This is a genomic window from Vibrio atlanticus, from assembly GCF_024347315.1.
Classification (GTDB): Bacteria; Pseudomonadota; Gammaproteobacteria; order Enterobacterales; family Vibrionaceae; genus Vibrio; species Vibrio atlanticus.
Genome location: NZ_AP025460.1, coordinates 2,989,599 through 3,016,112 on the forward strand (window position 1 = coordinate 2,989,599; position 26,514 = coordinate 3,016,112).

12 protein-coding genes, 17 tRNA genes and 7 rRNA genes are annotated in these 26,514 nt (G+C 45.3%); 19 read left to right on the forward strand and 17 right to left on the reverse strand.

Features of this window, described 5'->3' with window-relative positions; translation table 11 throughout:
• The first annotated feature begins 41 nt into the window (after positions 1 to 41).
• Positions 42 to 641, forward strand: coding sequence for an XTP/dITP diphosphatase (locus OCV30_RS13335; RefSeq protein ID WP_065679495.1), 600 nt, complete (start codon positions 42 to 44; stop codon positions 639 to 641).
• A complete protein-coding gene (gene hemW, locus OCV30_RS13340; RefSeq protein WP_065679496.1) occupies positions 641 to 1,828 on the forward strand; it encodes a radical SAM family heme chaperone HemW in 1,188 nt (395 codons plus the stop codon). Before OCV30_RS13335 ends, hemW begins: the two co-directional genes overlap by 1 nt.
• Before the next feature lie 75 nt (positions 1,829 to 1,903).
• On the opposite strand, the gene glsB is transcribed toward hemW, so the two are convergent.
• Positions 1,904 to 2,824 (reverse strand): glutaminase B, encoded by a 921-nt coding sequence (glsB, locus tag OCV30_RS13345; RefSeq protein ID WP_004735469.1) that lies wholly within the window; start codon positions 2,822 to 2,824, stop codon positions 1,904 to 1,906.
• Between the two features lie 185 nt (positions 2,825 to 3,009).
• Positions 3,010 to 3,729: a tRNA (guanosine(46)-N7)-methyltransferase TrmB gene (gene trmB / locus OCV30_RS13350; protein ID WP_029222028.1), complete on the reverse strand. Its 720-nt coding sequence runs from the start codon at positions 3,727 to 3,729 to the stop codon at positions 3,010 to 3,012.
• 165 nt (positions 3,730 to 3,894) lie between these two features.
• Here trmB and mutY point away from each other — a divergent pair, with 165 nt between their 5' ends.
• From mutY to OCV30_RS13430, 16 genes are all read left to right on the forward strand, one after another.
• On the forward strand, positions 3,895 to 4,953 hold the full coding sequence (gene mutY, locus OCV30_RS13355; RefSeq protein ID WP_065679497.1) for an A/G-specific adenine glycosylase: 1,059 nt from the start codon (positions 3,895 to 3,897) through the stop codon (positions 4,951 to 4,953).
• A gap of 28 nt (positions 4,954 to 4,981) precedes the next feature.
• Positions 4,982 to 5,254 carry an oxidative damage protection protein gene (locus tag OCV30_RS13360; RefSeq protein WP_010435637.1) on the forward strand — a complete coding sequence of 91 codons (273 nt, stop codon included), beginning with the start codon at positions 4,982 to 4,984 and terminating at the stop codon, positions 5,252 to 5,254.
• A 69-nt stretch (positions 5,255 to 5,323) separates the two neighbouring features.
• On the forward strand, positions 5,324 to 6,457 hold the full coding sequence (gene mltC / locus OCV30_RS13365) for a membrane-bound lytic murein transglycosylase MltC (protein WP_065679498.1): 1,134 nt from the start codon (positions 5,324 to 5,326) through the stop codon (positions 6,455 to 6,457).
• Positions 6,458 to 6,560: 103 nt separating this feature from the next.
• Positions 6,561 to 6,636 (forward strand) — tRNA-Phe (locus OCV30_RS13370).
• Between the two features lie 74 nt (positions 6,637 to 6,710).
• A tRNA-Thr gene (locus OCV30_RS13375) sits at positions 6,711 to 6,786 on the forward strand.
• A gap of 7 nt (positions 6,787 to 6,793) precedes the next feature.
• A tRNA-Phe gene (locus tag OCV30_RS13380) sits at positions 6,794 to 6,869 on the forward strand.
• A 56-nt stretch (positions 6,870 to 6,925) separates the two neighbouring features.
• Positions 6,926 to 7,001, forward strand: a tRNA-Asn gene (locus tag OCV30_RS13385).
• 71 nt (positions 7,002 to 7,072) lie between these two features.
• Positions 7,073 to 7,148 (forward strand) — tRNA-Thr (locus OCV30_RS13390).
• Between the two features lie 7 nt (positions 7,149 to 7,155).
• A tRNA-Phe gene (locus tag OCV30_RS13395) sits at positions 7,156 to 7,231 on the forward strand.
• A 56-nt stretch (positions 7,232 to 7,287) separates the two neighbouring features.
• Positions 7,288 to 7,363 (forward strand) — tRNA-Asn (locus OCV30_RS13400).
• A 318-nt stretch (positions 7,364 to 7,681) separates the two neighbouring features.
• The gene (locus OCV30_RS13405; RefSeq protein ID WP_017101452.1) at positions 7,682 to 9,307 is read left to right on the forward strand and encodes a methyl-accepting chemotaxis protein; all 1,626 of its coding nucleotides are present in this window, start codon (positions 7,682 to 7,684) and stop codon (positions 9,305 to 9,307) included.
• Between the two features lie 235 nt (positions 9,308 to 9,542).
• Positions 9,543 to 9,618, forward strand: a tRNA-Phe gene (locus tag OCV30_RS13410).
• A 56-nt stretch (positions 9,619 to 9,674) separates the two neighbouring features.
• A tRNA-Thr gene (locus OCV30_RS13415) sits at positions 9,675 to 9,750 on the forward strand.
• Between the two features lie 24 nt (positions 9,751 to 9,774).
• Positions 9,775 to 9,850, forward strand: a tRNA-Asn gene (locus tag OCV30_RS13420).
• Positions 9,851 to 9,886: 36 nt separating this feature from the next.
• Positions 9,887 to 9,962 (forward strand) — tRNA-Thr (locus tag OCV30_RS13425).
• Positions 9,963 to 9,991: 29 nt separating this feature from the next.
• A tRNA-Asn gene (locus OCV30_RS13430) sits at positions 9,992 to 10,067 on the forward strand.
• A gap of 276 nt (positions 10,068 to 10,343) precedes the next feature.
• Here OCV30_RS13430 and OCV30_RS13435 read toward each other — a convergent pair.
• From OCV30_RS13435 to OCV30_RS13505, 15 genes are all read right to left on the reverse strand, one after another.
• The gene (locus OCV30_RS13435; RefSeq protein WP_009847710.1) at positions 10,344 to 10,739 is read right to left on the reverse strand and encodes a DUF2391 family protein; all 396 of its coding nucleotides are present in this window, start codon (positions 10,737 to 10,739) and stop codon (positions 10,344 to 10,346) included.
• Between the two features lie 1,151 nt (positions 10,740 to 11,890).
• Positions 11,891 to 11,967 (reverse strand) — tRNA-Asp (locus tag OCV30_RS13440).
• A 30-nt stretch (positions 11,968 to 11,997) separates the two neighbouring features.
• Positions 11,998 to 12,113, reverse strand: a 5S ribosomal RNA gene (rrf, locus tag OCV30_RS13445).
• A 42-nt stretch (positions 12,114 to 12,155) separates the two neighbouring features.
• Positions 12,156 to 12,232, reverse strand: a tRNA-Thr gene (locus tag OCV30_RS13450).
• Between the two features lie 39 nt (positions 12,233 to 12,271).
• Positions 12,272 to 12,387, reverse strand: a 5S ribosomal RNA gene (gene rrf / locus OCV30_RS13455).
• 131 nt (positions 12,388 to 12,518) lie between these two features.
• Positions 12,519 to 15,411: ribosomal RNA gene (locus tag OCV30_RS13460) — 23S ribosomal RNA — on the reverse strand.
• A 326-nt stretch (positions 15,412 to 15,737) separates the two neighbouring features.
• A tRNA-Ala gene (locus tag OCV30_RS13465) sits at positions 15,738 to 15,813 on the reverse strand.
• A gap of 21 nt (positions 15,814 to 15,834) precedes the next feature.
• Positions 15,835 to 15,911, reverse strand: a tRNA-Ile gene (locus OCV30_RS13470).
• 67 nt (positions 15,912 to 15,978) lie between these two features.
• Positions 15,979 to 17,533, reverse strand: a 16S ribosomal RNA gene (locus OCV30_RS13475).
• A 458-nt stretch (positions 17,534 to 17,991) separates the two neighbouring features.
• Positions 17,992 to 18,107, reverse strand: a 5S ribosomal RNA gene (gene rrf / locus OCV30_RS13480).
• Positions 18,108 to 18,200: 93 nt separating this feature from the next.
• Positions 18,201 to 21,093 (reverse strand): 23S ribosomal RNA (locus OCV30_RS13485).
• Between the two features lie 354 nt (positions 21,094 to 21,447).
• A 16S ribosomal RNA gene (locus tag OCV30_RS13490) occupies positions 21,448 to 23,002 on the reverse strand.
• The 16S, 23S and 5S rRNA genes sit together here with 4 tRNA genes alongside, the layout of an rRNA operon.
• Positions 23,003 to 23,616: 614 nt before the next feature.
• Positions 23,617 to 24,870: a cyclic di-GMP phosphodiesterase gene (locus OCV30_RS13495; RefSeq protein WP_065679687.1), complete on the reverse strand. Its 1,254-nt coding sequence runs from the start codon at positions 24,868 to 24,870 to the stop codon at positions 23,617 to 23,619.
• Positions 24,871 to 24,951: 81 nt separating this feature from the next.
• The gene (locus OCV30_RS13500) at positions 24,952 to 25,359 is read right to left on the reverse strand and encodes a VOC family protein (protein ID WP_065679688.1); all 408 of its coding nucleotides are present in this window, start codon (positions 25,357 to 25,359) and stop codon (positions 24,952 to 24,954) included.
• Positions 25,360 to 25,716: 357 nt separating this feature from the next.
• A tRNA-Leu gene (locus tag OCV30_RS13505) sits at positions 25,717 to 25,801 on the reverse strand.
• Positions 25,802 to 25,996: 195 nt separating this feature from the next.
• On the opposite strand from OCV30_RS13505, the gene OCV30_RS13510 reads away from it, so the two are divergent.
• Complete coding sequence (locus OCV30_RS13510; RefSeq protein WP_017083738.1) at positions 25,997 to 26,473, forward strand: RDD family protein; 477 nt, start codon at positions 25,997 to 25,999, stop codon at positions 26,471 to 26,473.
• Positions 26,474 to 26,514 lie beyond the last annotated feature (41 nt).

Sequence of the window (26,514 nt, forward strand, 5' to 3'; positions counted from 1 at the left end):
GCTCACATTTCTAGTCATTAACTTATTAGAGCCACATCCCCATGAGTAAGATTGTTTTAGCAACAGGCAACCAAGGCAAAGTTCGCGAGATGGCAGATATTCTGTCTGAGTTTGGTTTCGACGTTGTCGCGCAAAGTGAATTTAACGTTTCAGAAGTCGCAGAAACAGGAACGACTTTCATTGAAAATGCCATCATCAAAGCTCGCCACGCTGCGAAAGAGACGGGGCTACCAGCCATTGCTGACGATTCTGGCTTAGAAGTTGATTACCTTAATGGTGCACCCGGTATCTACTCAGCGCGTTACTCAGGTGAAGGAGCTACTGATAAGCAAAACATCGAAAAGCTGTTATATGCTATGCAAGGTGTCGATGTTGAAAAGCGTACCGCTCGTTTTCACTGTGTATTGGTGCTAATGCGTCACGAAAACGATCCAACTCCATTAGTTTGTCACGGTAAATGGGAAGGTCGCATTCTGACTGAAGAACACGGTGAGAATGGCTTTGGCTACGATCCTGTATTCTTTGTACCAGAAGATAACTGCGCCTCAGCAGAACTTGAATCGTCACGTAAGAAGCAACTGTCACACCGTGGTAAAGCCCTCGCGTCATTATTCAAGACTCTCAAGGAGCAAGCTCTGTAATGCACAATGCAGCGCTTTTACCACCCGCACTTAGCCTTTATGTCCACATCCCATGGTGTGTACAGAAGTGTCCGTATTGTGATTTTAACTCTCACGCTCTAAAAGCCGAGATTCCTGAAAAAGAGTATATAGATGCTCTGCTTGAGGATCTCGATACTGATATCGAAAAATACCAACTCAATGGCGCACCTCGCCCATTGCATTCGATCTTTATTGGTGGCGGCACGCCGAGTCTATTTTCTCCAGAAGGAATAGGTCGATTGCTGCAAGGCATTGAACAACGCATCCCGTTCAAACCTGAAATAGAAATCACCATGGAAGCTAATCCGGGAACTATCGAAGCTGAGCGTTTTGCTGGTTACCAAAAAGCAGGCATAACTCGAATCTCGGTGGGTGTGCAAAGTTTTGAACAAGAGAAACTGGAAAGGCTTGGGCGTATTCACGGTCAAGACGAAGCGGTTAACGCCGCTCATTTAGCACATAAAATCGGACTAAATAGCTTTAACCTAGATCTAATGCACGGCTTACCCGATCAAAGCATTGATCAGGCCTTGGCTGATTTGGACAAAGCGATCGAGCTCAACCCTCCACATTTATCTTGGTATCAGCTAACAATAGAACCTAACACCATGTTCTATTACAAAACGCCAAAGCTGCCTGACGATGATGACCTTTGGGATATTTTCGACTTAGGCCATAAGAAGCTCGCAGACGCAGGTTATGTACAGTACGAAATTTCAGGCTACAGCAAGCCGGGATATCAGTGTCAGCATAATCTCAACTACTGGCGCTTTGGTGACTACCTAGGTATTGGCTGTGGCTCTCATGGCAAGCTGAGCTTTGCAGATGGACGTATTGTTCGCACCACTAAGGTTAAACACCCTAGAGGCTACCTAGCCGCGTATCAGAATCTGGTGAAGCCCTATCTGTCGGATGGACTTGAAGTACCTAATGAGGACCGCCCTTTCGAGTTCTTCATGAACCGCTTCAGACTAATGGAAGCGTGTCCAAAACAAGACTTCATAGATACGACTGGGTTAGAGTTTGATTCGATTCAGCCAACGATAGAGTGGGCCAAAGATCTCGGTTATCTTAATGAAACCGACAGCCATTGGCAGATAACTGAAAAAGGGAAGCTGTTCTTAAACGATTTGCTTGAAGCCTTTATGGCAGAAGAAGACGAATAGTTCGAACGCTAGAATACAAAAAGCCTCTCATCACGAGAGGCTTTTTTGTCGAACTTAGAACTTAGAACTTAGAACTTAGAAAATAGAGCGACCAATACGCTCAGAGAGCAATTCTAAAGCCTGAGTTCCCGCCAGTGAATTACCCGACGCGTCTAGTTCCGGAGACCACACCGCGATCGTCATTTCGCCAGGAACAATCGCAATAATCCCGCCACCGACACCAGACTTTCCTGGCATACCAACACGATAAGCAAACTCTCCCGCTCCATCGTACAAACCACATGTCGCAAGCAAAGCATTCAGCTGTTTGGTTTGAACTGGCGTGATGATCTCTTTCTTGGTCTGAACTGACACACCTTTGTTTGCCAAATAGCTAAAGGTCTTCGCCAAGTCAACACAGGTCATTTTAAGCGCACAAGCATGGAAGTAATTGTTGAGTACGGGAATAACATCGTTCTCAAAGTTACCAAATGAACGCATCAAATAAGCGATGGCAGCATTGCGATCGCTGTGCATCATTTCAGAAGCCGCCACAACTTTGTCATACACAATATGAGTATCACCTGATAGCTGACGTACAAATTCTAATAAACGGTGCCTTGGTGCAGATAGACGGCTTTGCAATAAGTCAGCAACGATAATCGCACCTGCGTTAATAAACGGGTTACGAGGGATGCCGTGTTCCATCTCAAGCTGAATCATCGAGTTAAAGGCTTGTCCTGAAGGCTCCTTCCCTACTCGTTGCCAAATCTCTTCCGGCTTATACAACACCATCGCTAACGTCAGGCTTAAAGCTTTAGAGATTGATTGCACAGAAAAAGCCTCATCAGCATCGCCAGCTTGAATAACTTCACCTTCATTGGTGTATACCGCAATCGCCAGTTTTTGGTTCGATACGCGAGCCAATGCAGGAATATAATCAGCGACCTTTCCCTGACCAATTAAAGGGCGAACTTCATCTAAAATCTCGGCCAAAATAGCTTGAGTTGGTTTCATGTGCTTACTTCTTTATTGTTATTTTTGTAGGGGGTGTGACATTACTTTCTGTCCTTAAACCTTTATCGCAATAAAAGCCTAAGGACAAAAAAGCCAACATTACAATAATGTTGGCTTTAATCAATCCCATAAAGTGTAGGGTTTAATCCTAAGTCGGATTCACCTTCACTTAATTTGATTCAGAATTACTTAGTACGCTTAAACTTAATGTCCCAAACACCATGACCTAAACGGTGGCCACGCGCTTCAAACTTAGTTAGCGGACGCTCGTCTGGACGAGGAATGTAATCACCATCTTCAGCGATATTCTTGAAGCCTGGAGCGACGTTCATCACTTCAATCATATGTTCTGCGTAGTTTTCCCAGTCTGTTGCCATGTGGAAAATACCAGTATCAAGTTGAAGCTTACCGCGAACCATCTCTGCAAACTCAGCCTTAACGATACGACGCTTATGATGACGAGCTTTGTGCCATGGGTCAGGGAAGAACAGTTGCAGTGTATGCAGGCTGCTGTCTGGGATCATGTGTTCAAATACTTCAACTGCATCGTGACACATTACACGCAAGTTAGTTACGCCAGCATCGCGAGCTGTACCTAAACACGCACCAACACCTGGGCTGTGAACTTCAATACCTAAGAAGTTTTTCTCAGGCGCATTCTTTGCCATTTCAACCAGTGATGCACCCATACCGAAGCCAATTTCTAGTACAACAGGGTTGTCGTTGCCAAACACTTCTTTCCAATTAAGAAGTTCTGGGTTGTAGTCGATACCCATTGTTGGCCAACATTCGTTCATCGCGTTTTCTTGGCCTTTTGTTAAGCGGCCTTCGCGGCGAACAAAACTACGGATCTTACGAACCAGTTTGCCGTCTTCAGTATATTCGTTAGTGGTCACTTCACTCATTGATTTTTGCCTGCACATTGATTAATCAAAGCGGGGATTATCCAAAGAATTGCCTCCGGTGCAAGTCTTTCCGTGGATAAATTCCCACACAATTTGTCTGTTTTACATCCAACCGTAAGTGTGGTGCAATTTCACTCCTAATAATAGCAAAGCATAGAGCATGTCGTGACTCCTTTCGCAACCGCCATATTAAAGTGGTATGACGCCTTTGGGCGCAAAGAATTACCTTGGCAACAAAACAAAACCGCCTACACCGTTTGGCTATCTGAAATCATGCTTCAGCAGACTCAAGTGGCCACGGTGATTCCATACTACCAGCGCTTTTTAGAACGCTTTCCAACGGTTATTGACCTAGCGAACGCCGAACAAGATGAGGTGCTGCACTTATGGACAGGGCTTGGCTATTACGCGCGAGCTCGTAACTTACATAAGGCTGCCAAGATTGTTACCGAGCAATACGGTGGTGAATTTCCGCTTTCTATCGAAGAAATGAATGCGCTACCGGGTATTGGACGCTCTACTGCCGCTGCAGTGTTGTCCTCTGTGCATAAACTCCCTCATGCGATTCTTGATGGCAACGTCAAACGCACCTTAGCGAGAAGCTTTGCAGTAGAAGGTTGGCCGGGGCAAAAGAAAGTCGAGAACCAGCTTTGGGAACACGCAGAAGCACACACTCCCAATCAAGATGTTGATAAGTACAATCAAGCCATGATGGACATGGGTGCGATGGTTTGTACTCGTAGCAAGCCTAAATGTACCTTATGCCCGATTGAAAGCATGTGTGAAGCTAAGAAGATCGATAAACAGCTCGATTTCCCAGGTAAGAAGCCTAAGAAAGAAAAGCCGATAAAAGAAACATGGTTTGTGATTCTGTACCACAACAATCAAGTATGGCTCGAACAACGCCCTCAATCTGGTATCTGGGGAGGACTATTCTGTTTCCCTCAAAATGAAAACGCAGAGATCGAACATCAGTTAGACCTTCGTTCGATCAAAGACAATGAAACCGATTCGATCAAGACCATGATTGCGTTTCGACATACTTTCAGCCACTACCACTTAGATATCACGCCTGTATTAGTAAAATTAGATAAACAACCAGATTTGATAATGGAAGGGACTAAAGGTCTCTGGTATAACTTATCAAAACCGGAAGAAATTGGCCTAGCAGCTCCTGTAAAGCAGCTTATTGAGAGCCTACCCTTTGAACTGAACGACGTTTGAATCAACGAACGCGATAAGAGGAACCACTATGAGCCGCACTGTATTTTGTGCTCGCCTTCAAAAAGATGCTGAAGGCCTAGATTTTCAACTTTACCCGGGTGACCTAGGTAAGCGTATCTTTGACAACGTATCTAAAGAAGCTTGGGGACAATGGCAAAGTAAGCAAACTATGCTTATCAATGAAAAGAAGCTGAACATGATGGATCCTGAGCATCGTAAACTTCTTGAAACTGAGATGGTTAACTTCCTTTTCGAAGGTAAAGATGTCGTTATTGATGGCTATACCCCGCCTAGCGAATAAGACATTTATTTAAATAAATTTTAATGACATCATGGTTTACGCCGCGATGTCATTTTTGTATGAGGAACTATGAAAAAGCTAAGTTACTTCCTAACAGCCATGTTGTTAACAGGGTGCAGTCGTGAATTTGTCGAGAGCATTTATGATGTTAACTACGAACCAACCAACCGGTTTGTAAGTAATTTGGCAGAACTACCAGGGCAATTTGAAAAAGATACTGGTGCGTTAGATTCTTTAATTAATAGCTTTTCTGGCAATATCCAAAAACGTTGGGGCAGCAGTGAAGTAAAGATGGCGGGCAAGAGTAACTATGTGAAATACATAGATAATTACTTGAGCCGTTCAGAAGTAAACTTTAGCCAAGGCCTGATCACAGTTGAAACCGTCTCCTCAACGGACCCTAAAAAGCACCTCAAAAATGCAATCATGACGACACTTTTAACGCCAGATGATCCTGCGAATGTCGATCTATTCTCTTCCAAAAGCATCAAGTTAGAAGGTCAACCTTTCCTCTATAACCAAGTCGTTGATCAGGATAAAAAGCCTATCCAATGGACATGGCGTGCTAACAAATTTGCTGATTACCTGATCGCCAATAACCTAAAAACCAAAGAGGTAGACTTTAAAAAAGCCTACTACGTCGAAATCCCAATGGTGGCAGATCATGCGAGCAAACGTAGTTATAAGTATGCCGACATAGTACAACGAGCATCTCAACGCTATGACATCCCTGAAGACTTGATCTATGCAATCATCAAGACAGAAAGCAGTTTCAATCCTTACGCGGTGAGCTGGGCAAATGCTTATGGTCTTATGCAGGTGGTACCTAAAACCGCTGGCCGAGATGTCTTTAAGCTCGTTAAAAAGAAACCTGGAGAACCAAGTCCTGAGTACTTATTCAATCCAGAAAACAACATTGATGCAGGCACCGCATACTTTTACATCCTTAAAAATCGTTATTTAAAAGACGTAAAACACCCAACCACGCTTGAGTACAGTATGATCTCTGCATACAACGGCGGCACTGGTGGCGTGCTCAATACTTTCAGTAAGGATAGAAAGCGAGCAATGCGTGACTTAAATTCATTGCAACCGAGTCAAGCTTACTGGGCACTAACAAAGAAACATCCCAATAAAGAGTCGCGCCGATACTTAGAGAAAGTAACAAAATTCAAGAAAGATTTTAACCAAGGTAAAACGTAAGCCTCACTTTTGAATAAAAAAACAACTAACGAACGTTTTTTTTAGTTATTTTCAAAAAAGGTGTTGACGGTTATGCAGAAAATCCGTTTAATAGCGCTCCGTTGCCCGGATAGCTCAGTCGGTAGAGCAGAGGATTGAAAATCCTCGTGTCGGTGGTTCGATTCCGCCTCCGGGCACCACAATTTGATTTGTTGGTGTCAACACTCTTTAACAGGGAGTAGCAACACGGACAAAAGCATAAAGAATTTAGTGTGCCGACTTAGCTCAGTAGGTAGAGCAACTGACTTGTAATCAGTAGGTCACCAGTTCGACTCCGGTAGTCGGCACCATTCTTTTGCCTCGATAGCTCAGTCGGTAGAGCAGCGGATTGAAAATCCGCGTGTCGGTGGTTCGATTCCGCCTCGAGGCACCATTATTTGGTACTTAACAAATAATGGTCTTTAGAGACCTGATGTTGAGACAAGTAATTCCCCTTTAGTTCAGTTGGTAGAACGGCGGACTGTTAATCCGTATGTCGCAAGTTCAAGTCTTGCAAGGGGAGCCATTTTCAAGAACTTCATTTTATATGAGGTTTTAAATTAGAGAGTTCACTCTCTAAAGCAAAGAATTTAGTGTGCCGACTTAGCTCAGTAGGTAGAGCAACTGACTTGTAATCAGTAGGTCACCAGTTCGACTCCGGTAGTCGGCACCATTCTTTTGCCTCGATAGCTCAGTCGGTAGAGCAGCGGATTGAAAATCCGCGTGTCGGTGGTTCGATTCCGCCTCGAGGCACCATTATTTGCTTCTTAACAAATAGTGGTCTTTATAGACCTGATGTTGAGACAAGTAATTCCCCTTTAGTTCAGTTGGTAGAACGGCGGACTGTTAATCCGTATGTCGCAAGTTCAAGTCTTGCAAGGGGAGCCACATTCAAGAAAGCCAAGTCGAGAGACTTGGCTTTTTTTCGTTTGAATAAAAGTTAACGCCATTCAATAACACATCAGTTCAACATTAAATCTTGATCTTCGAGTAAATAGACTACATTCACCACCCTCAATAGAGTAATTGCTCTTACCTCTGTTTATTCATTTGACAGCGAAAAATGTTCTTTTGGGGACTTTTTTTTCTTCGTAAATTTAATCTTCATCATGTTTTGATACCTTTCTGATACCTGCACTACACGACTTAGCTTAAGATTCGTGAATGATACACCATACTTATTATTAGATCGCTGCACGGGGAAATATGAAATTAAAAACGCAAGCTTATTTATTATCAGGCATCATTTTGATTGCCTTGCTCGCACTTACGGCTACAGGTTTATGGACCTTAAGAGTTGCTAGCAACATAGACAACAAAGCTCGCGTGACAGAGCTATTTAAAAGTGCATACAGCATTCTTACTGAAGTCGAAAAAATGGCTATTGATGGCACTCTAGAAGAACAACAAGCCAAACAGCTTGCCACTCGCCTACTGCGCAACAATATCTATAAAGACAATGAATATGTATATGTTGCTGATGAAGATATGACTTTTGTCGCAACACCTTTAGATCCGCAACTACACGGAACCAGCTTTAATGATTTTAAAGATGGCGATGGAAATAGCGTTGGCCAACTTATTCAGCGAGCACTTGGCAATAGAACAGGACAAATAGTCGAGTACACCTGGACACAAAAACTCCCCGACGGAAGCATTGAGGAAAAACTGTCCATCGCAGAAAAAACACCTCATTGGGGTTGGGTTGTAGGTACAGGTATCGGCTTCAATGAAGTCAACGCAAGGTTTTGGTCAACAGCACAATGGCAACTGATTTTATGTTTAGCTATTGCTGGTGTCATTCTTTCAAGCTTGATTATCTCAATTAAACGTATGCTATCGCTACTTGGCGGTGAACCCAAAGACGTAAGAGAAGCAGTACAAGCTGTCGCAGAAGGAAAAATCCAAACATCGTTTGAGACTCAAGCTGAGCAAGGCAGTATCTATCACGCTGTACAACAAATGAGTCAATCACTGGCAGAGTTAGTATCAAACCTCAACTCTTCAATGCTAGCGTTAAGAGGCGAATTACAGCGCGTGGAAGATCGTGCAGGTTCTATCGCTCAACTTACTGAAACTCAGCAACAATCAACTGAAATGATCGCAACAGCAATGACTGAGATGGCGTCTTCAGCAAATAATGTTGCCGATTCAGCTGGCGATACAGCTCGTAACACCGACGAGGCAGACAAACAAAGCCAACATACTCAGCTCCTAATCCACAACACAGTAGATAATATTCAAGGCCTAGCTGGACAATTAGGTACAGCCAGTGAAGCTGTTGCTAACCTAGATAACGACGTAAACAATATTGTTAAGGTATTGGACGTTATAGGCGATATTGCAGAGCAAACTAACCTGTTAGCACTTAACGCTGCTATTGAGGCTGCGCGAGCGGGTGAACAAGGTCGTGGATTTGCAGTAGTGGCGGATGAGGTACGTAATCTTGCTGGTCGAACGCAATCGAGCACCAAAGAGATTCAGTTAATGATCAATAATCTTCAAGAAGGTTCCCGTAACGCCATTCAAACAATGAATGTGTGTGCGGCAACGAGTGAAAGTACTGTAGCAGAGTCTCAGAATGCCTCTGAAGCGCTACAACAGATTGTGATTGCATTAGAGTCTATATCATCAATGAGCCATCAAATCGCAACAGCAGCCGCTGAACAGACCCAGGTAAGCGATGATATATCGAAGCGTATCAATATGATTGAAGAAAGTGGCAACCAACTGAGCGATGTCGTAACGGAAAGCCATAACAGTACTCAAACTTTAGCTTCTCTTTCTAACGAATTAGAGACTTGGGTAAATAGGTTTGAAGTAAAACACTAAACTCTCGAGAAAAACCTTTAATATAAAAGCACGTTTTCATACGTGCTTTTTTTATTTCAGCGCTCATTCAAAGCAGTTAACCGTAGTTTTGCCATCTTTTAAGGCATGCTAGACCTAGGTTTTTCTACCCAAACGAACAAAAACAACCCACTAAGTATAGAAAAACATCAAACAATACTTTTTTTGCAATTTAATGTTGACCCAGAACGCGAAAACACGTTTAATACACCTCGTCGCCCGGATAGCTCAGTCGGTAGAGCAGAGGATTGAAAATCCTCGTGTCGGTGGTTCGATTCCGCCTCCGGGCACCACAATTTATTTGTTGGTGTCCTTGACAACAACAGTAAAGCACAAAGAAATATCATGTGCCGACTTAGCTCAGTAGGTAGAGCAACTGACTTGTAATCAGTAGGTCACCAGTTCGACTCCGGTAGTCGGCACCATTTCTTTAAAGCTTTAAGAATAATTCCCCTTTAGTTCAGTTGGTAGAACGGCGGACTGTTAATCCGTATGTCGCAAGTTCAAGTCTTGCAAGGGGAGCCAAGTTAATCATTAAGCGTAAGCTTCTTGATACATGATGCCGACTTAGCTCAGTAGGTAGAGCAACTGACTTGTAATCAGTAGGTCACCAGTTCGATTCCGGTAGTCGGCACCATTCTCTTGATTAGAGATAAAACAATCAATTCCCCTTTAGTTCAGTTGGTAGAACGGCGGACTGTTAATCCGTATGTCGCAAGTTCAAGTCTTGCAAGGGGAGCCAATTAAAGAAAGCCGCATCATTGATGCGGCTTTTTTGCATCTAAAGATCCTAGCGTGCCTCCATCTCCCTCACCTTTCTAATCGCTCATTCAGTACAGAAACTCTCAGTCTTAATTTTCTTGTCAAACAATTAGGCTTTACTCTTTTGATTTAGCTTTAATCACCCAACGACATGTCGAAACCTTTCTAGCGAGCTTGCTACTTGTGTTATCTAAGAGTGAACCAAATAAGCGCCAGAATCGCTCTGTTGATGACTTAACCTGGGTGATATACAGTTTCACTCTTTATCGAAACTATCCACTATAATAGCCCCCATAGACGCGGGCATTGATATAACAATGACACGTTTAAACGAGACTATTGGATCACTTAATAGAGGCAACTTATCCAAACATGTCAGTACCAAAGCAACTACCAACGCCGTCATAGCATAAGCAATAACAATTCTGAAAATAAACACCGGCATGCGTGCAACAACATTTTTTTGAAAGACACTTTCATAAGTATAAAAGCCTAGGAACACAGCTGATAATAAAAATAGCAGCAACAGATTAGCAGTAGGCAAAGTCTCCCCTAACTTCCAGGCTTCTTCGGAAAAAGAAATCGGTACAGCCAAAGCAAAAGATCCTACAAAAATCTGACTGGCATCTTCAAAGTTAAAGCTTAATTTCATAGTTCGCCCCATTAGCTTTTAAGACTTTATCTATTTGTAAAAATAATCACTAAAATACCACCCGATGATCTTTTTTTGAGTCTATTCTTACCAAGTGAACAATAATGCCCTTCTAGCTTCATATTAGTCGCAATAGCCAAAACATAGCTTGAACTAACCAGCAAGAAATCAATATGTTCAGAGTATAGTGGTCAACATAACTAATTCATATCGAGTCAACAAACACATCAGAGTAGAAAAGAGACTGGTAAACATCTCCTAAGATACCTGAACCTAGAGCCAGAGAGTCTCGCTCTGATTGGATGATAAATATCACTGCACGAATACGAAGAATTCTCTATTTCTTAGCATATGTATCCCACTGGCACCAATTTGGGCCCTTAATCTAGCGACTCTCTCCTTCAACCTGAAATATAGTCCACTTCCCCTTTGAGATACTTTTCAAACAGGGTGCTCAATACAATTAAGAGTGGTTTAAGCTTAATGCATAACAAGAGGATGAAGTCACCTCATTAAGGGCTATAGCGCTCTTAGCAGAAATATCCATGATCGATTCCTAATGACACATCAGAAGTACCCTCTAGATTCACAGATAAAAACAGAAGTCAGGTATCGTAGACGAAGGGCTGTTAACTAATACTAAAGTGCACTCGCTTGATAAAGCAAACATCTGCAAACGCAGGGCACATAGGATGAGTTGTAAGGCTTATATAACTTCGATATTGAATCGAGACAGCTGAGTCAGAACAGTCTCATTAACCTGACTTACAACGTCGCATGGCTTGAGTATTTGAGTGCTAAGCTTAAGCTATATGCGTTTGTGAAACGCATGCTCGTTCCAAATAACAACTGGTGTAGAAAATACAAATAAAAAGACTTTAATCGTAGAGTTAGACTTTCTAATAAATAATAGAATAATGGGACACGTTAACTAGGAGTCATGGGTTACGCGCAAACCTTGTGTAAAAGTCATTCAATGGAAGGGCGAACACTATAATTTAGATGCAAAAAGCCCCGCGATTTCTAGCGAGACTTATTATAAATGGTGGAGTGCTTGGGGTCGCAGGCGACCGGGACTCGTTGCTCGAAGACAAAATTATCGTATCCAGAAACGACGAAAGCCTAGTCATAAGACTAGGCTTTCTAATAAGTGGCGGAGTGGACGGGACTCGAACCCGCGACCCCCGGCGTGACAGGCCGGTATTCTAACCAACTGAACTACCACTCCGCAGTGTCTATTCAGCATAATGCAATTTAAGCCTGACGATGTCCTACTCTCACATGGGGAAGCCCCACACTACCATCGGCGCTATTGTGTTTCACTTCTGAGTTCGGCATGGAATCAGGTGGGTCCACAATGCTATGGTCGTCAAACAAATTCTGTTGTTAACTTGATGAATCAAATCAACTAAATAGTGGTGCTGATACCCAGACTCGAACTGGGGACCTCACCCTTACCAAGGGTGCGCTCTACCGGGCTGAGCTATATCAGCAGTTCTAGAACCGTTTAAAAACGACTCTAAAAATTTAAAGCCTGGCGATGTCCTACTCTCACATGGGGAAGCCCCACACTACCATCGGCGCTATTGTGTTTCACTTCTGAGTTCGGCATGGAATCAGGTGGGTCCACAATGCTATGGTCGCCAAGCAAATTTTGCTTTTACTTCCAGTTTTAAAAACTGAAGGCAAAATAATCTGGAAAACTGATTTAAAAGTCTCTTCAAACTCATTCAAGCGTTTGGTCTTTCTATTGAGTCCACAAAACCCCTTGGGTGTTGTATGGTTAAGCCTCACGGGCAATTAGTACAGGTTAGCTCAATGCCTCACAGCACTTACACACCCTGCCTATCAACGTCGTAGTCTACGACAACCCTTTAGGACACTTATAGTGCCAGGGAAAACTCATCTCAAGGCTCGCTTCCCGCTTAGATGCTTTCAGCGGTTATCGATTCCGAACTTAGCTACCGGGCAATGCCATTGGCATGACAACCCGAACACCAGAGGTTCGTCCACTCCGGTCCTCTCGTACTAGGAGCAGCCCCTTTCAATTTTCCAACGCCCACGGCAGATAGGGACCGAACTGTCTCACGACGTTCTAAACCCAGCTCGCGTACCACTTTAAATGGCGAACAGCCATACCCTTGGGACCGACTTCAGCCCCAGGATGTGATGAGCCGACATCGAGGTGCCAAACACCGCCGTCGATATGAACTCTTGGGCGGTATCAGCCTGTTATCCCCGGAGTACCTTTTATCCGTTGAGCGATGGCCCTTCCATTCAGAACCACCGGATCACTATGACCTGCTTTCGCACCTGCTCGAATTGTCATTCTCGCAGTCAAGCGGGCTTATGCCATTGCACTAACCACACGATGTCCAACCGTGTTTAGCCCACCTTCGTGCTCCTCCGTTACTCTTTGGGAGGAGACCGCCCCAGTCAAACTACCCACCAGGCACTGTCCGTAATCCCGATTCAGGGACCAACGTTAGAACATCAAAACTACAAGGGTGGTATTTCAAGGACGACTCCATCACATCTAGCGACGCAATTTCATAGTCTCCCACCTATCCTACACATGTAGGTTCAATGTTCAGTGCCAAGCTGTAGTAAAGGTTCACGGGGTCTTTCCGTCTAGCCGCGGGTACACTGCATCTTCACAGCGATTTCAATTTCACTGAGTCTCGGGTGGAGACAGCGTGGCCATCATTACGCCATTCGTGCAGGTCGGAACTTACCCGACAAGGAATTTCGCTACCTTAGGACCGTTATAGTTACGGCCGCCGTTTACCGGGGCTTCGATCAAGAGCTTCGACCGAAGTCTAACCCCATCAATTAACCTTCCGGCACCGGGCAGGCGTCACACCGTATACGTCATCTTACGATTTTGCACAGTGCTGTGTTTTTAATAAACAGTTGCAGCCACCTGGTATCTGCGACTCTCGTCTGCTCCATCCGCAAGGGACTTCACTGATAAGAGCGTACCTTCTCCCGAAGTTACGGTACCATTTTGCCTAGTTCCTTCACCCGAGTTCTCTCAAGCGCCTTGGTATTCTCTACCCGACCACCTGTGTCGGTTTGGGGTACGATTCCTTACAATCTGAAGCTTAGAGGCTTTTCCTGGAAGCATGGCATCAATGACTTCACTACCGTAGTAGCTCGACATCGTATCTCAGCGTTAAGAAAGTCCGGATTTACCTAAACTTTCCGCCTACGTACTTGAACCTGGACAACCGTCGCCAGGCCCACCTAGCCTTCTCCGTCCCCCCATCGCAATTGTAAGAAGTACGGGAATATTAACCCGTTTCCCATCGACTACGCCTTTCGGCCTCGCCTTAGGAGTCGACTTACCCTGCCCCGATTAACGTTGGACAGGAACCCTTGGTCTTCCGGCGAGGGAGTTTTTCACTCCCTTTATCGTTACTCATGTCAGCATTCGCACTTCTGATACCTCCAGCAGCCCTTACAGACCACCTTCAACGGCTTACAGAACGCTCCCCTACCCCACATACCCTAAGGTACGTAGCCGCAGCTTCGGTGTATAGCTTAGCCCCGTTACATCTTCCGCGCAGGCCGACTCGACCAGTGAGCTATTACGCTTTCTTTAAATGATGGCTGCTTCTAAGCCAACATCCTGGCTGTCTGAGCCTTCCCACATCGTTTCCCACTTAGCTATACTTTGGGACCTTAGCTGGCGGTCTGGGTTGTTTCCCTCTCCACGACGGACGTTAGCACCCGCCGTGTGTCTCCCGGATAGTACTTACTGGTATTCGGAGTTTGCAAAGGGTTGGTAAGTCGGGATGACCCCCTAGCCTTAACAGTGCTCTACCCCCAGTAGTATTCGTCCGAGGCGCTACCTAAATAGCTTTCGGGGAGAACCAGCTATCTCCAGGTTTGATTGGCCTTTCACCCCTAGCCACAAGTCATCCGCTAATTTTTCAACATTAGTCGGTTCGGTCCTCCAGTTGATGTTACTCAACCTTCAACCTGCCCATGGCTAGATCACCTGGTTTCGGGTCTAATCCTAGCAACTGTACGCCCAGTTAAGACTCGGTTTCCCTACGGCTCCCCTAAACGGTTAACCTTGCTACTAAAATTAAGTCGCTGACCCATTATACAAAAGGTACGCAGTCACACCACGAAGGTGCTCCTACTGCTTGTACGTACACGGTTTCAGGTTCTATTTCACTCCCCTCACAGGGGTTCTTTTCGCCTTTCCCTCACGGTACTGGTTCACTATCGGTCAGTCAGTAGTATTTAGCCTTGGAGGATGGTCCCCCCATATTCAGACAGGATATCACGTGTCCCGCCCTACTCGTTTTCACTGATTATGATGTGTCGGTTACGGGGCTATCACCCTTTATTGCGAGACTTTCCAGACTCTTCACCTGCATCATTAAAAGCTTAAGGGCTAATCCAATTTCGCTCGCCGCTACTTTCGGAATCTCGGTTGATTTCTCTTCCTCAGGGTACTTAGATGTTTCAGTTCCCCCGGTTTGCCTCCTGTTGCTATGTATTCACAACAGGATACTTGCTTATGCAAGTGGGTTTCCCCATTCAGGAATCCCAGACTCAAAAGGTTATTACTACCTAATCTGGGCTTATCGCAAGTTATTACGCCTTTCATCGCCTCTGACTGCCAAGGCATCCACCGTGTACGCTTAGTCACTTAACCATACAACCCGAAAGGGTCTTAGTGTATGGCAACTAACCAAGGTTTTTGGTTGTCATCAAGAAGGGTTAATTCTTGATAACTGTTTGCCGGACTCAATTGTGAATCAAATAAATTTGATTCGAATACAAGACACTTGAATGTGTTTGTTGTGTTTATACCGTTCTTATTAAATAAGAGCAGATAAACATTGAGAACTTTTAAATTTGATTGAATTACTCGTAAGTAATCAATCAGTCAGCTTTCCAAATTGTTAAAGAGCTTGCTTTCGTTAGCAATAAAGCTTTCGAAACCATTTTTAAATATTTTCAGATAAAAACACTTAAAGATGGTGGAGCTATGCGGGATCGAACCGCAGACCTCCTGCGTGCAAGGCAGGCGCTCTCCCAGCTGAGCTATAGCCCCATCTTTGTTTCTAATCGATATTGGTGGGTCTGAGTGGACTCGAACCACCGACCTCCCGCTTATCAGGCGAGCGCTCTAACCAGCTGAGCTACAGACCCAATATCGTCTCTTTTACTTTCTAAACCTAATCAATCTGTGTGGACACTCATCGTAAATATCTTCGTATAAGGAGGTGATCCAGCCCCAGGTTCCCCTAGGGCTACCTTGTTACGACTTCACCCCAGTCATGAACCACAAAGTGGTGAGCGTCCTCCCCGAAAGGTTAAACTACCCACTTCTTTTGCAGCCCACTCCCATGGTGTGACGGGCGGTGTGTACAAGGCCCGGGAACGTATTCACCGTGACATTCTGATTCACGATTACTAGCGATTCCGACTTCATGGAGTCGAGTTGCAGACTCCAATCCGGACTACGACGCACTTTTTGGGATTCGCTCACTATCGCTAGCTTGCTGCCCTCTGTATGCGCCATTGTAGCACGTGTGTAGCCCTACTCGTAAGGGCCATGATGACTTGACGTCGTCCCCACCTTCCTCCGGTTTATCACCGGCAGTCTCCCTGGAGTTCCCGACATTACTCGCTGGCAAACAAGGATAAGGGTTGCGCTCGTTGCGGGACTTAACCCAACATTTCACAACACGAGCTGACGACAGCCATGCAGCACCTGTCTCAGAGCTCCCGAAGGCACACCTGCGTCTCCGCTGGCTTCTCTGGATGTCAAGAGTAGGTAAGGTTCTTCGCGTTGCATCGAATTAAACCACATGCTCCACCGCTTGTGCGGGCCCCCGTCAATTCATTTGAGTTTTAATCTTGCGACCGTACTCCCCAGGCGGTCTACTTAACGCGTTAGCTCCGAAAGCCACGGCTCAAGGCCACAACCTCCAAGTAGACATCGTTTACGGCGTGGACTACCAGGGTATCTAATCCTGTTTGCTCCCCACGCTTTCGCATCTGAGTGTCAGTGTCTGTCCAGGGGGCCGCCTTCGCCACTGGTATTCCTTCAGATCTCTACGCATTTCACCGCTACACCTGAAATTCTACCCCCCTCTACAGCACTCTAGTTCACCAGTTTCAAATGCAGTTCCGAGGTTGAGCCCCGGGCTTTCACATCTGACTTAATGAACCACCTGCATGCGCTTTACGCCCAGTAATTCCGATTAACGCTCGCACCCTCCGTATTACCGCGGCTGCTGGCACGGAGTTAGCCGGTGCTTCTTCTGTTGCTAACGTCAAGATGTGCAGCTATTAACTACACACCCTTCCTCACAACTGAAAGTACTTTACAACCCGAAGGCCTTCTTCATACACGCGGCATGGCTGCATCAGGCTTTCGCCCATTGTGCAATATTCCCCACTGCTGCCTCCCGTAGGAGTCTGGACCGTGTCTCAGTTCCAGTGTGGCTGATCATCCTCTCAGACCAGCTAGGGATCGTCGCCTTGGTGAGCCATTACCTCACCAACTAGCTAATCCCACCTAGGCATATCTTGACGCGAGAGGCCCGAAGGTCCCCCTCTTTGGCCCGTAGGCATTATGCGGTATTAGCCATCGTTTCCAATGGTTATCCCCCACATCAAGGCAATTTCCTAGGCATTACTCACCCGTCCGCCGCTCGACGCCCATTAACGCACCCGAAGGATTGTTAGTGTCGTTTCCGCTCGACTTGCATGTGTTAGGCCTGCCGCCAGCGTTCAATCTGAGCCATGATCAAACTCTTCAATTTAAGATTTTGTGACTCAACGAATACTGACTTCAAAACTAATATTTACCGAAGTAAACATGTAATTCTAAAGCTATTACCATTCCAACAGAATGGTAATGAATTGACTGTGCCGAATAACTACAAGTAGTTAAACGTATTGGTCACTCAGTTCATTGAAATCAAGTTTGTTACCGAAGTAACTGCTATTACGCTCTTTCGAAAAAGAACCAATAACGTTTTGATATTCATCAACGAGTGCCCACACAGATTGATAGGTTTAAATTGTTAAAGAGCGTGTTCTCTAAAAAGAGAACGCTTTCAGTGCCTTAGCACTTAAGCAGGACGCGTATAATACGCTTTCCACTTTGAAAGTCAACATAAAACTCTAAGAAAACTTAGAACTCTATGGTGACTTGTCTATTAAATAGACAAAGTCGAGCTTTTGTCTTCACTTTTAAAAAAGTGAAAATAAATTTAAAGCCTGGCGATGTCCTACTCTCACATGGGGAAGCCCCACACTACCATCGGCGCTATTGTGTTTCACTTCTGAGTTCGGCATGGAATCAGGTGGGTCCACAATGCTATGGTCGCCAAGCAAATTTTAAAATTCGGAAAGCTGTTAAATTCTCATCAAACTCATTCAAGCGTTTGGTATTTCTTTGAGTCCACAAAACCCCTTGGGTGTTGTATGGTTAAGCCTCACGGGCAATTAGTACAGGTTAGCTCAATGCCTCGCAGCACTTACACACCCTGCCTATCAACGTCGTAGTCTACGACAACCCTTTAGGACACTTATAGTGTCAGGGAAAACTCATCTCAAGGCTCGCTTCCCGCTTAGATGCTTTCAGCGGTTATCGATTCCGAACTTAGCTACCGGGCAATGCCATTGGCATGACAACCCGAACACCAGAGGTTCGTCCACTCCGGTCCTCTCGTACTAGGAGCAGCCCCTTTCAATTTTCCAACGCCCACGGCAGATAGGGACCGAACTGTCTCACGACGTTCTAAACCCAGCTCGCGTACCACTTTAAATGGCGAACAGCCATACCCTTGGGACCGACTTCAGCCCCAGGATGTGATGAGCCGACATCGAGGTGCCAAACACCGCCGTCGATATGAACTCTTGGGCGGTATCAGCCTGTTATCCCCGGAGTACCTTTTATCCGTTGAGCGATGGCCCTTCCATTCAGAACCACCGGATCACTATGACCTGCTTTCGCACCTGCTCGAATTGTCATTCTCGCAGTCAAGCGGGCTTATGCCATTGCACTAACCACACGATGTCCAACCGTGTTTAGCCCACCTTCGTGCTCCTCCGTTACTCTTTGGGAGGAGACCGCCCCAGTCAAACTACCCACCAGGCACTGTCCGTAATCCCGATTCAGGGACCAACGTTAGAACATCAAAACTACAAGGGTGGTATTTCAAGGACGACTCCATCACATCTAGCGACGCAATTTCATAGTCTCCCACCTATCCTACACATGTAGGTTCAATGTTCAGTGCCAAGCTGTAGTAAAGGTTCACGGGGTCTTTCCGTCTAGCCGCGGGTACACTGCATCTTCACAGCGATTTCAATTTCACTGAGTCTCGGGTGGAGACAGCGTGGCCATCATTACGCCATTCGTGCAGGTCGGAACTTACCCGACAAGGAATTTCGCTACCTTAGGACCGTTATAGTTACGGCCGCCGTTTACCGGGGCTTCGATCAAGAGCTTCGACCGAAGTCTAACCCCATCAATTAACCTTCCGGCACCGGGCAGGCGTCACACCGTATACGTCATCTTACGATTTTGCACAGTGCTGTGTTTTTAATAAACAGTTGCAGCCACCTGGTATCTGCGACTCTCGTCTGCTCCATCCGCAAGGGACTTCACTGATAAGAGCGTACCTTCTCCCGAAGTTACGGTACCATTTTGCCTAGTTCCTTCACCCGAGTTCTCTCAAGCGCCTTGGTATTCTCTACCCGACCACCTGTGTCGGTTTGGGGTACGATTCCTTACAATCTGAAGCTTAGAGGCTTTTCCTGGAAGCATGGCATCAATGACTTCACTACCGTAGTAGCTCGACATCGTATCTCAGCGTTAAGAAAGTCCGGATTTACCTAAACTTTCCGCCTACGTACTTGAACCTGGACAACCGTCGCCAGGCCCACCTAGCCTTCTCCGTCCCCCCATCGCAATTGTAAGAAGTACGGGAATATTAACCCGTTTCCCATCGACTACGCCTTTCGGCCTCGCCTTAGGAGTCGACTTACCCTGCCCCGATTAACGTTGGACAGGAACCCTTGGTCTTCCGGCGAGGGAGTTTTTCACTCCCTTTATCGTTACTCATGTCAGCATTCGCACTTCTGATACCTCCAGCAGCCCTTACAGACCACCTTCAACGGCTTACAGAACGCTCCCCTACCCCACATACCCTAAGGTACGTAGCCGCAGCTTCGGTGTATAGCTTAGCCCCGTTACATCTTCCGCGCAGGCCGACTCGACCAGTGAGCTATTACGCTTTCTTTAAATGATGGCTGCTTCTAAGCCAACATCCTGGCTGTCTGAGCCTTCCCACATCGTTTCCCACTTAGCTATACTTTGGGACCTTAGCTGGCGGTCTGGGTTGTTTCCCTCTCCACGACGGACGTTAGCACCCGCCGTGTGTCTCCCGGATAGTACTTACTGGTATTCGGAGTTTGCAAAGGGTTGGTAAGTCGGGATGACCCCCTAGCCTTAACAGTGCTCTACCCCCAGTAGTATTCGTCCGAGGCGCTACCTAAATAGCTTTCGGGGAGAACCAGCTATCTCCAGGTTTGATTGGCCTTTCACCCCTAGCCACAAGTCATCCGCTAATTTTTCAACATTAGTCGGTTCGGTCCTCCAGTTGATGTTACTCAACCTTCAACCTGCCCATGGCTAGATCACCTGGTTTCGGGTCTAATCCTAGCAACTGTACGCCCAGTTAAGACTCGGTTTCCCTACGGCTCCCCTAAACGGTTAACCTTGCTACTAAAATTAAGTCGCTGACCCATTATACAAAAGGTACGCAGTCACACCACGAAGGTGCTCCTACTGCTTGTACGTACACGGTTTCAGGTTCTATTTCACTCCCCTCACAGGGGTTCTTTTCGCCTTTCCCTCACGGTACTGGTTCACTATCGGTCAGTCAGTAGTATTTAGCCTTGGAGGATGGTCCCCCCATATTCAGACAGGATATCACGTGTCCCGCCCTACTCGTTTTCACTGATTATGATGTGTCGGTTACGGGGCTATCACCCTTTATTGCGAGACTTTCCAGACTCTTCACCTGCATCATTAAAAGCTTAAGGGCTAATCCAATTTCGCTCGCCGCTACTTTCGGAATCTCGGTTGATTTCTCTTCCTCGGGGTACTTAGATGTTTCAGTTCCCCCGGTTTGCCTCCTGTTGCTATGTATTCACAACAGGATACTTACTTATGTAAGTGGGTTTCCCCATTCAGGAATCCCAGACTCAAAAGGTTATTACTACCTAATCTGGGCTTATCGCAAGTTATTACGCCTTTCATCGCCTCTGACTGCCAAGGCATCCACCGTGTACGCTTAGTCACTTAACCATACAACCCGAAAGGGTCTTAGCGTATGGCAACTAACCAAGGTTTTTGGTTGTCATCAAGAAGGGTTAATTCCTGATAACTGTTTGCCGGACTCAATTGTGAATCAAATAAATTTGATTCGAATACAAGACACTTGAATGTGTTTGTTGTGTTTATCTAATGAAAGATAAACATTGAGAACTTTTAAATTTGATTGAATTACTCGTAAGTAAATCAATCAGTCAGCTTTCCAAATTGTTAAAGAGCATAAAGCAAAAAGCTTTAATCAATAACTTACGTTATTAATTAAAGCTCTGGCTTTAACTAAATCTAAACCATCAATCTGTGTGGACACTCATCGTAAGTATCTTCGTATAAGGAGGTGATCCAGCCCCAGGTTCCCCTAGGGCTACCTTGTTACGACTTCACCCCAGTCATGAACCACAAAGTGGTGAGCGTCCTCCCCGAAAGGTTAAACTACCCACTTCTTTTGCAGCCCACTCCCATGGTGTGACGGGCGGTGTGTACAAGGCCCGGGAACGTATTCACCGTGACATTCTGATTCACGATTACTAGCGATTCCGACTTCATGGAGTCGAGTTGCAGACTCCAATCCGGACTACGACGCACTTTTTGGGATTCGCTCACTATCGCTAGCTTGCTGCCCTCTGTATGCGCCATTGTAGCACGTGTGTAGCCCTACTCGTAAGGGCCATGATGACTTGACGTCGTCCCCACCTTCCTCCGGTTTATCACCGGCAGTCTCCCTGGAGTTCCCGACATTACTCGCTGGCAAACAAGGATAAGGGTTGCGCTCGTTGCGGGACTTAACCCAACATTTCACAACACGAGCTGACGACAGCCATGCAGCACCTGTCTCAGAGCTCCCGAAGGCACACCTGCGTCTCCGCTGGCTTCTCTGGATGTCAAGAGTAGGTAAGGTTCTTCGCGTTGCATCGAATTAAACCACATGCTCCACCGCTTGTGCGGGCCCCCGTCAATTCATTTGAGTTTTAATCTTGCGACCGTACTCCCCAGGCGGTCTACTTAACGCGTTAGCTCCGAAAGCCACGGCTCAAGGCCACAACCTCCAAGTAGACATCGTTTACGGCGTGGACTACCAGGGTATCTAATCCTGTTTGCTCCCCACGCTTTCGCATCTGAGTGTCAGTGTCTGTCCAGGGGGCCGCCTTCGCCACTGGTATTCCTTCAGATCTCTACGCATTTCACCGCTACACCTGAAATTCTACCCCCCTCTACAGCACTCTAGTTCACCAGTTTCAAATGCAGTTCCGAGGTTGAGCCCCGGGCTTTCACATCTGACTTAATGAACCACCTGCATGCGCTTTACGCCCAGTAATTCCGATTAACGCTCGCACCCTCCGTATTACCGCGGCTGCTGGCACGGAGTTAGCCGGTGCTTCTTCTGTTGCTAACGTCAAGATGTGCAGCTATTAACTACACACCCTTCCTCACAACTGAAAGTACTTTACAACCCGAAGGCCTTCTTCATACACGCGGCATGGCTGCATCAGGCTTTCGCCCATTGTGCAATATTCCCCACTGCTGCCTCCCGTAGGAGTCTGGACCGTGTCTCAGTTCCAGTGTGGCTGATCATCCTCTCAGACCAGCTAGGGATCGTCGCCTTGGTGAGCCATTACCTCACCAACTAGCTAATCCCACCTAGGCATATCTTGACGCGAGAGGCCCGAAGGTCCCCCTCTTTGGCCCGTAGGCATTATGCGGTATTAGCCATCGTTTCCAATGGTTATCCCCCACATCAAGGCAATTTCCTAGGCATTACTCACCCGTCCGCCGCTCGACGCCCATTAACGCACCCGAAGGATTGTTAGTGTCGTTTCCGCTCGACTTGCATGTGTTAGGCCTGCCGCCAGCGTTCAATCTGAGCCATGATCAAACTCTTCAATTTAAGATTTTGTGACTCAACGAATACTGACTTCAAAACTAATATTCATTCGCTCTTTCGAAAAAGATTGATGAACATGTAATTCTAAAGCTATTACCATTCCAACAGAATGATAATGAATTGACTGTGCCGAATAACTACAAGTAGTTAAACGTATTGGTCACTCAGTTCATTGAAATCAATTTTGATTCCGAAGAATCTGTTTTATCTAACGATAAAACGTTTTGATATTCATCAACGAGTGCCCACACAGATTGATAGGTTTAAATTGTTAAAGAGCTTCTCTTCGTTGTGACTTATATCACTTCGGAAGAGGCGGCCATTCTAGCGCCTTAATTCTTGGTGTCAAACACTTATTGGGAATTAATTTCTACTTTTTAAAAGTAGGAGCGTTTAAACGCTTCAAGCTAGTTGCCTTACCAACATTCTGCGCTGAAGCCTTATGGCGTCTACCGTGTCAGTGAGGCGGCATTATAGAGACGCAGCTTTTATTGGCAAGCATTAAATGCGTTTTTTATTAAAAAAAGAGGTTAAGTGAAGACATTTCAACCAAGGGCTTATTTATACAACTTTCAACCCAAGTTTCGAACAAACTACCCACAACAGCCTGTGGATAACTACTCACCATTATCAAAAAAGTAAGATAAACGAGCCCTAGGGTTTAGATATTCTCTAACTTGCTCCGGTAACTTGCTTGGATGTACTGCATTGACAATTTTTATCTCTTTAGTAAATAGGTCAATGATCGGGGCTTGGGTTCTTGGAACGCTAGGATCATAGATCAGTACGTTCGGATAAAGCATATGTTTGGCATTAACCGAAATCACGATTCCAATTGATTCATTGGAAAGCTGCACGACAGTACCCGGCGGATAGACTCCCATGAACTTAACCAATAGACTCAAATTATCCTGACTATATAGATGTTTGCAGTTCTTATATAAGTGGGACAATGCCAAGTATGGGATCATTTGTTGAGATTGCGCTTTACCATGACAAAGATTATCGAATGCGTTAGCCACTGAAACTATTTTGGTAAGTTCATCTATCTCTTCTTCTTTTAAGCCTTCAGGATAACCAGAGCCATCATTCATTTCATGATGTTGAACGATGACTTTTTTGGCACTTTCAGGAAAGTCATCAATTCCAGAGACAATATCAGCACCATATTTCGTATGAAGTTTTAGGTAATTCTCTTCCGGTGCTGTCAGCGTACTCTGCTTTCTAAGTATTGCAGCTGGTATTTTGATCTTTCCTACATCATGGAACAACGCAGCAAAAGAAAGCGCTTTCAATTGTTGAGTATTGTAGCCTTTAGCTTTACCTATCATTAACGCAACGACAGAGACATTTAATGTATGAAAGTAAATGTCTTCAAAATCAGCTTTAGCATTCATAAGATGTAAGGTTACGCTATCGTCACTTGCCAGTATTTCAACAATATCATCAACTAGACTTTTAACCTCTCCTACCGCATCTATAGGTCGGTTACGAATTTTTGTCATTACTGAACGCATTCGAGCAAGCGAGCGCTCGAACTCTTTCTCACAATGACTGACTCTACGACGGTAAGAGCTTAGGGTTTCGATACGTTCATGCTTATCTTTCCACATCCTTTCAGTTTCAAGGCTTATCTGTAGATCTGAATCGGCCCCTTTCTCTATCTCGTGATTAGAAGGTAAAGGTGCAGTATCGCTTTGACTTAGATTTATATAGACATGCTTAATCCCAAGATGCCGAATTATTTTCACTTGAGCGTCATCTTTTATTTTGAAGCTGTTGAATAAAAATGGGTGTTCATTCCATTTTAGGGGGAGTCGTATATGTAGGCCGGGCTGGATGCGATCTACAGTAATCTTTATGCTGCCCATATTTATATAATATTGATTAATAATCTATATTTATAATTCTAATAAAACCACACGGGAATTTCACTATCCAATTTCACAGGTTCAACTAAAAGAATCACAATGTACCATCCAACGAATACCGAACTTATCTTCCACTTTACCAAATCTAGCGCCCCAAAACGTATCTGCGAGTGGCGTCATTATTCGCCCCCCTTGTTTAAGCTTCTCAAAAATTTTCTCTTGAGTCGCGGTATCCTCTGTAACCAAGGAAAGTGCCAGATTGTTCCCTTCAAGTTCTTTAGCTTTAACGCCATCAGACATCATGAGCTTCATACCAAATGCTTCGAATTCAGCGTGCATAACCCAACTAGGTTGTGCCCCCTCTATTACCTGAGGAGCATCACTAAAGAGTTGCTTCGATAAAACAACACCACCAAAGCATTTATGATAAAAATCTAACGCTTCACTACAACGACCATCAAAAAACAAGTAAGGGGTTACTGTCAGCATATGTTTCTCCTCTATTAGTCCTTTAAACATAGACAATAGACGTGAGAATGACAGATAACATTCTGATTTAAGATAATTAATTTACTAAGGAATCGCATTACGAACGTAAACGGTAATATTTTGGAATGGCACAATAAGAACTGACTGATTGGACAGGCGTTCCTGCCGCTACTACGAAGGCAACGCTTTCTATTCTCCAGATACAACAAAGCCCCGACTTGAGTCGAGGCTTTGTCATTTAAATATGGTACCGGTAGGCGACTTGACTGGGCTTGCATCCAAGCCGACACGCTGGGTTAGGAATTCACAAACGCCCAAAACGACGAAAGGTCGCTATAAAAGCGACCTTTCTATGTTTGGTACCGGTAGGCGGACTTGAACCGCCACGCCCGAAGGCAACGGATTTTGAATCCGTCGTGTATACCAATTTCACCATACCGGCATTATCTTGGGGCATTGCCCTTTCGATGTTTGGCATTATACGTATGCGAACTGATGTGGCAAGTATAAAAACTTGAATTTATGTGTGTTTGCCGATAATTTCGCCACTAAGTCATAAGCTGTGCGTCATGTCTCTTTTCACGCCAAGCCTTAGACTATATTCTGACGCCTAAATTTTTGAAGAAGTAATAACACCATGACATCAACAAACACAATGCCACCAGCAGGAGTAATGCGCCGATTTGGTGCCTTGTTCTATGACGCCCTTATCGTAATCGCTATTGAGATGCTGGCGGCTGGCGTCATTGTCGCTCTGCTGCATGCGCTCATGGCACTTGGCGTTTTTAACCATAGCGGTTATGCCGATGTTAGTGACTTCTTGAGCAACCACCCTATTTGGAGCCCTGCATATACCTTTTACTTAGTTGTAGTTTGGGTGTACTTCTTTGTGTTCTTTTGGACAAGAGCAGGTCAAACGCTAGGAATGCGAGCTTGGAAATTGCGCATTCAAAACAAAGATGGCTCCGCTATTACGGTAACCCAAGCGCTAATTCGCTTAGGAACTTCAGGATTTGGATTAGCAAACTTATGTGTTCCATTCGATCCTCAGAAGCGTGGCTTTCACGACATCTGGGCGAAGACCGAAGTAGTAGTGCTACCACAAGCACGATAACGCGATTAAACTTGCTACAGTCAAGATCAAAAAAGGAAGGC

Coding starts and splice junctions, on each gene's coding strand:
- hemW (WP_065679496.1), top strand. CDS start 641: ATGCACAATGCAGCGCTTTTACCACCCGCACTTAGCCTTTATGTCCAC.
- OCV30_RS13405 (WP_017101452.1), top strand. CDS start 7,682: ATGAAATTAAAAACGCAAGCTTATTTATTATCAGGCATCATTTTGATT.
- OCV30_RS13360 (WP_010435637.1), top strand. CDS start 4,982: ATGAGCCGCACTGTATTTTGTGCTCGCCTTCAAAAAGATGCTGAAGGC.
- mltC (WP_065679498.1), top strand. CDS start 5,324: ATGAAAAAGCTAAGTTACTTCCTAACAGCCATGTTGTTAACAGGGTGC.
- glsB (WP_004735469.1), bottom strand. CDS start 2,824: ATGAAACCAACTCAAGCTATTTTGGCCGAGATTTTAGATGAAGTTCGC.
- OCV30_RS13510 (WP_017083738.1), top strand. CDS start 25,997: ATGACATCAACAAACACAATGCCACCAGCAGGAGTAATGCGCCGATTT.
- OCV30_RS13335 (WP_065679495.1), top strand. CDS start 42: ATGAGTAAGATTGTTTTAGCAACAGGCAACCAAGGCAAAGTTCGCGAG.
- OCV30_RS13500 (WP_065679688.1), bottom strand. CDS start 25,359: ATGCTGACAGTAACCCCTTACTTGTTTTTTGATGGTCGTTGTAGTGAA.
- OCV30_RS13495 (WP_065679687.1), bottom strand. CDS start 24,870: ATGGGCAGCATAAAGATTACTGTAGATCGCATCCAGCCCGGCCTACAT.
- OCV30_RS13435 (WP_009847710.1), bottom strand. CDS start 10,739: ATGAAATTAAGCTTTAACTTTGAAGATGCCAGTCAGATTTTTGTAGGA.
- trmB (WP_029222028.1), bottom strand. CDS start 3,729: ATGAGTGAAGTGACCACTAACGAATATACTGAAGACGGCAAACTGGTT.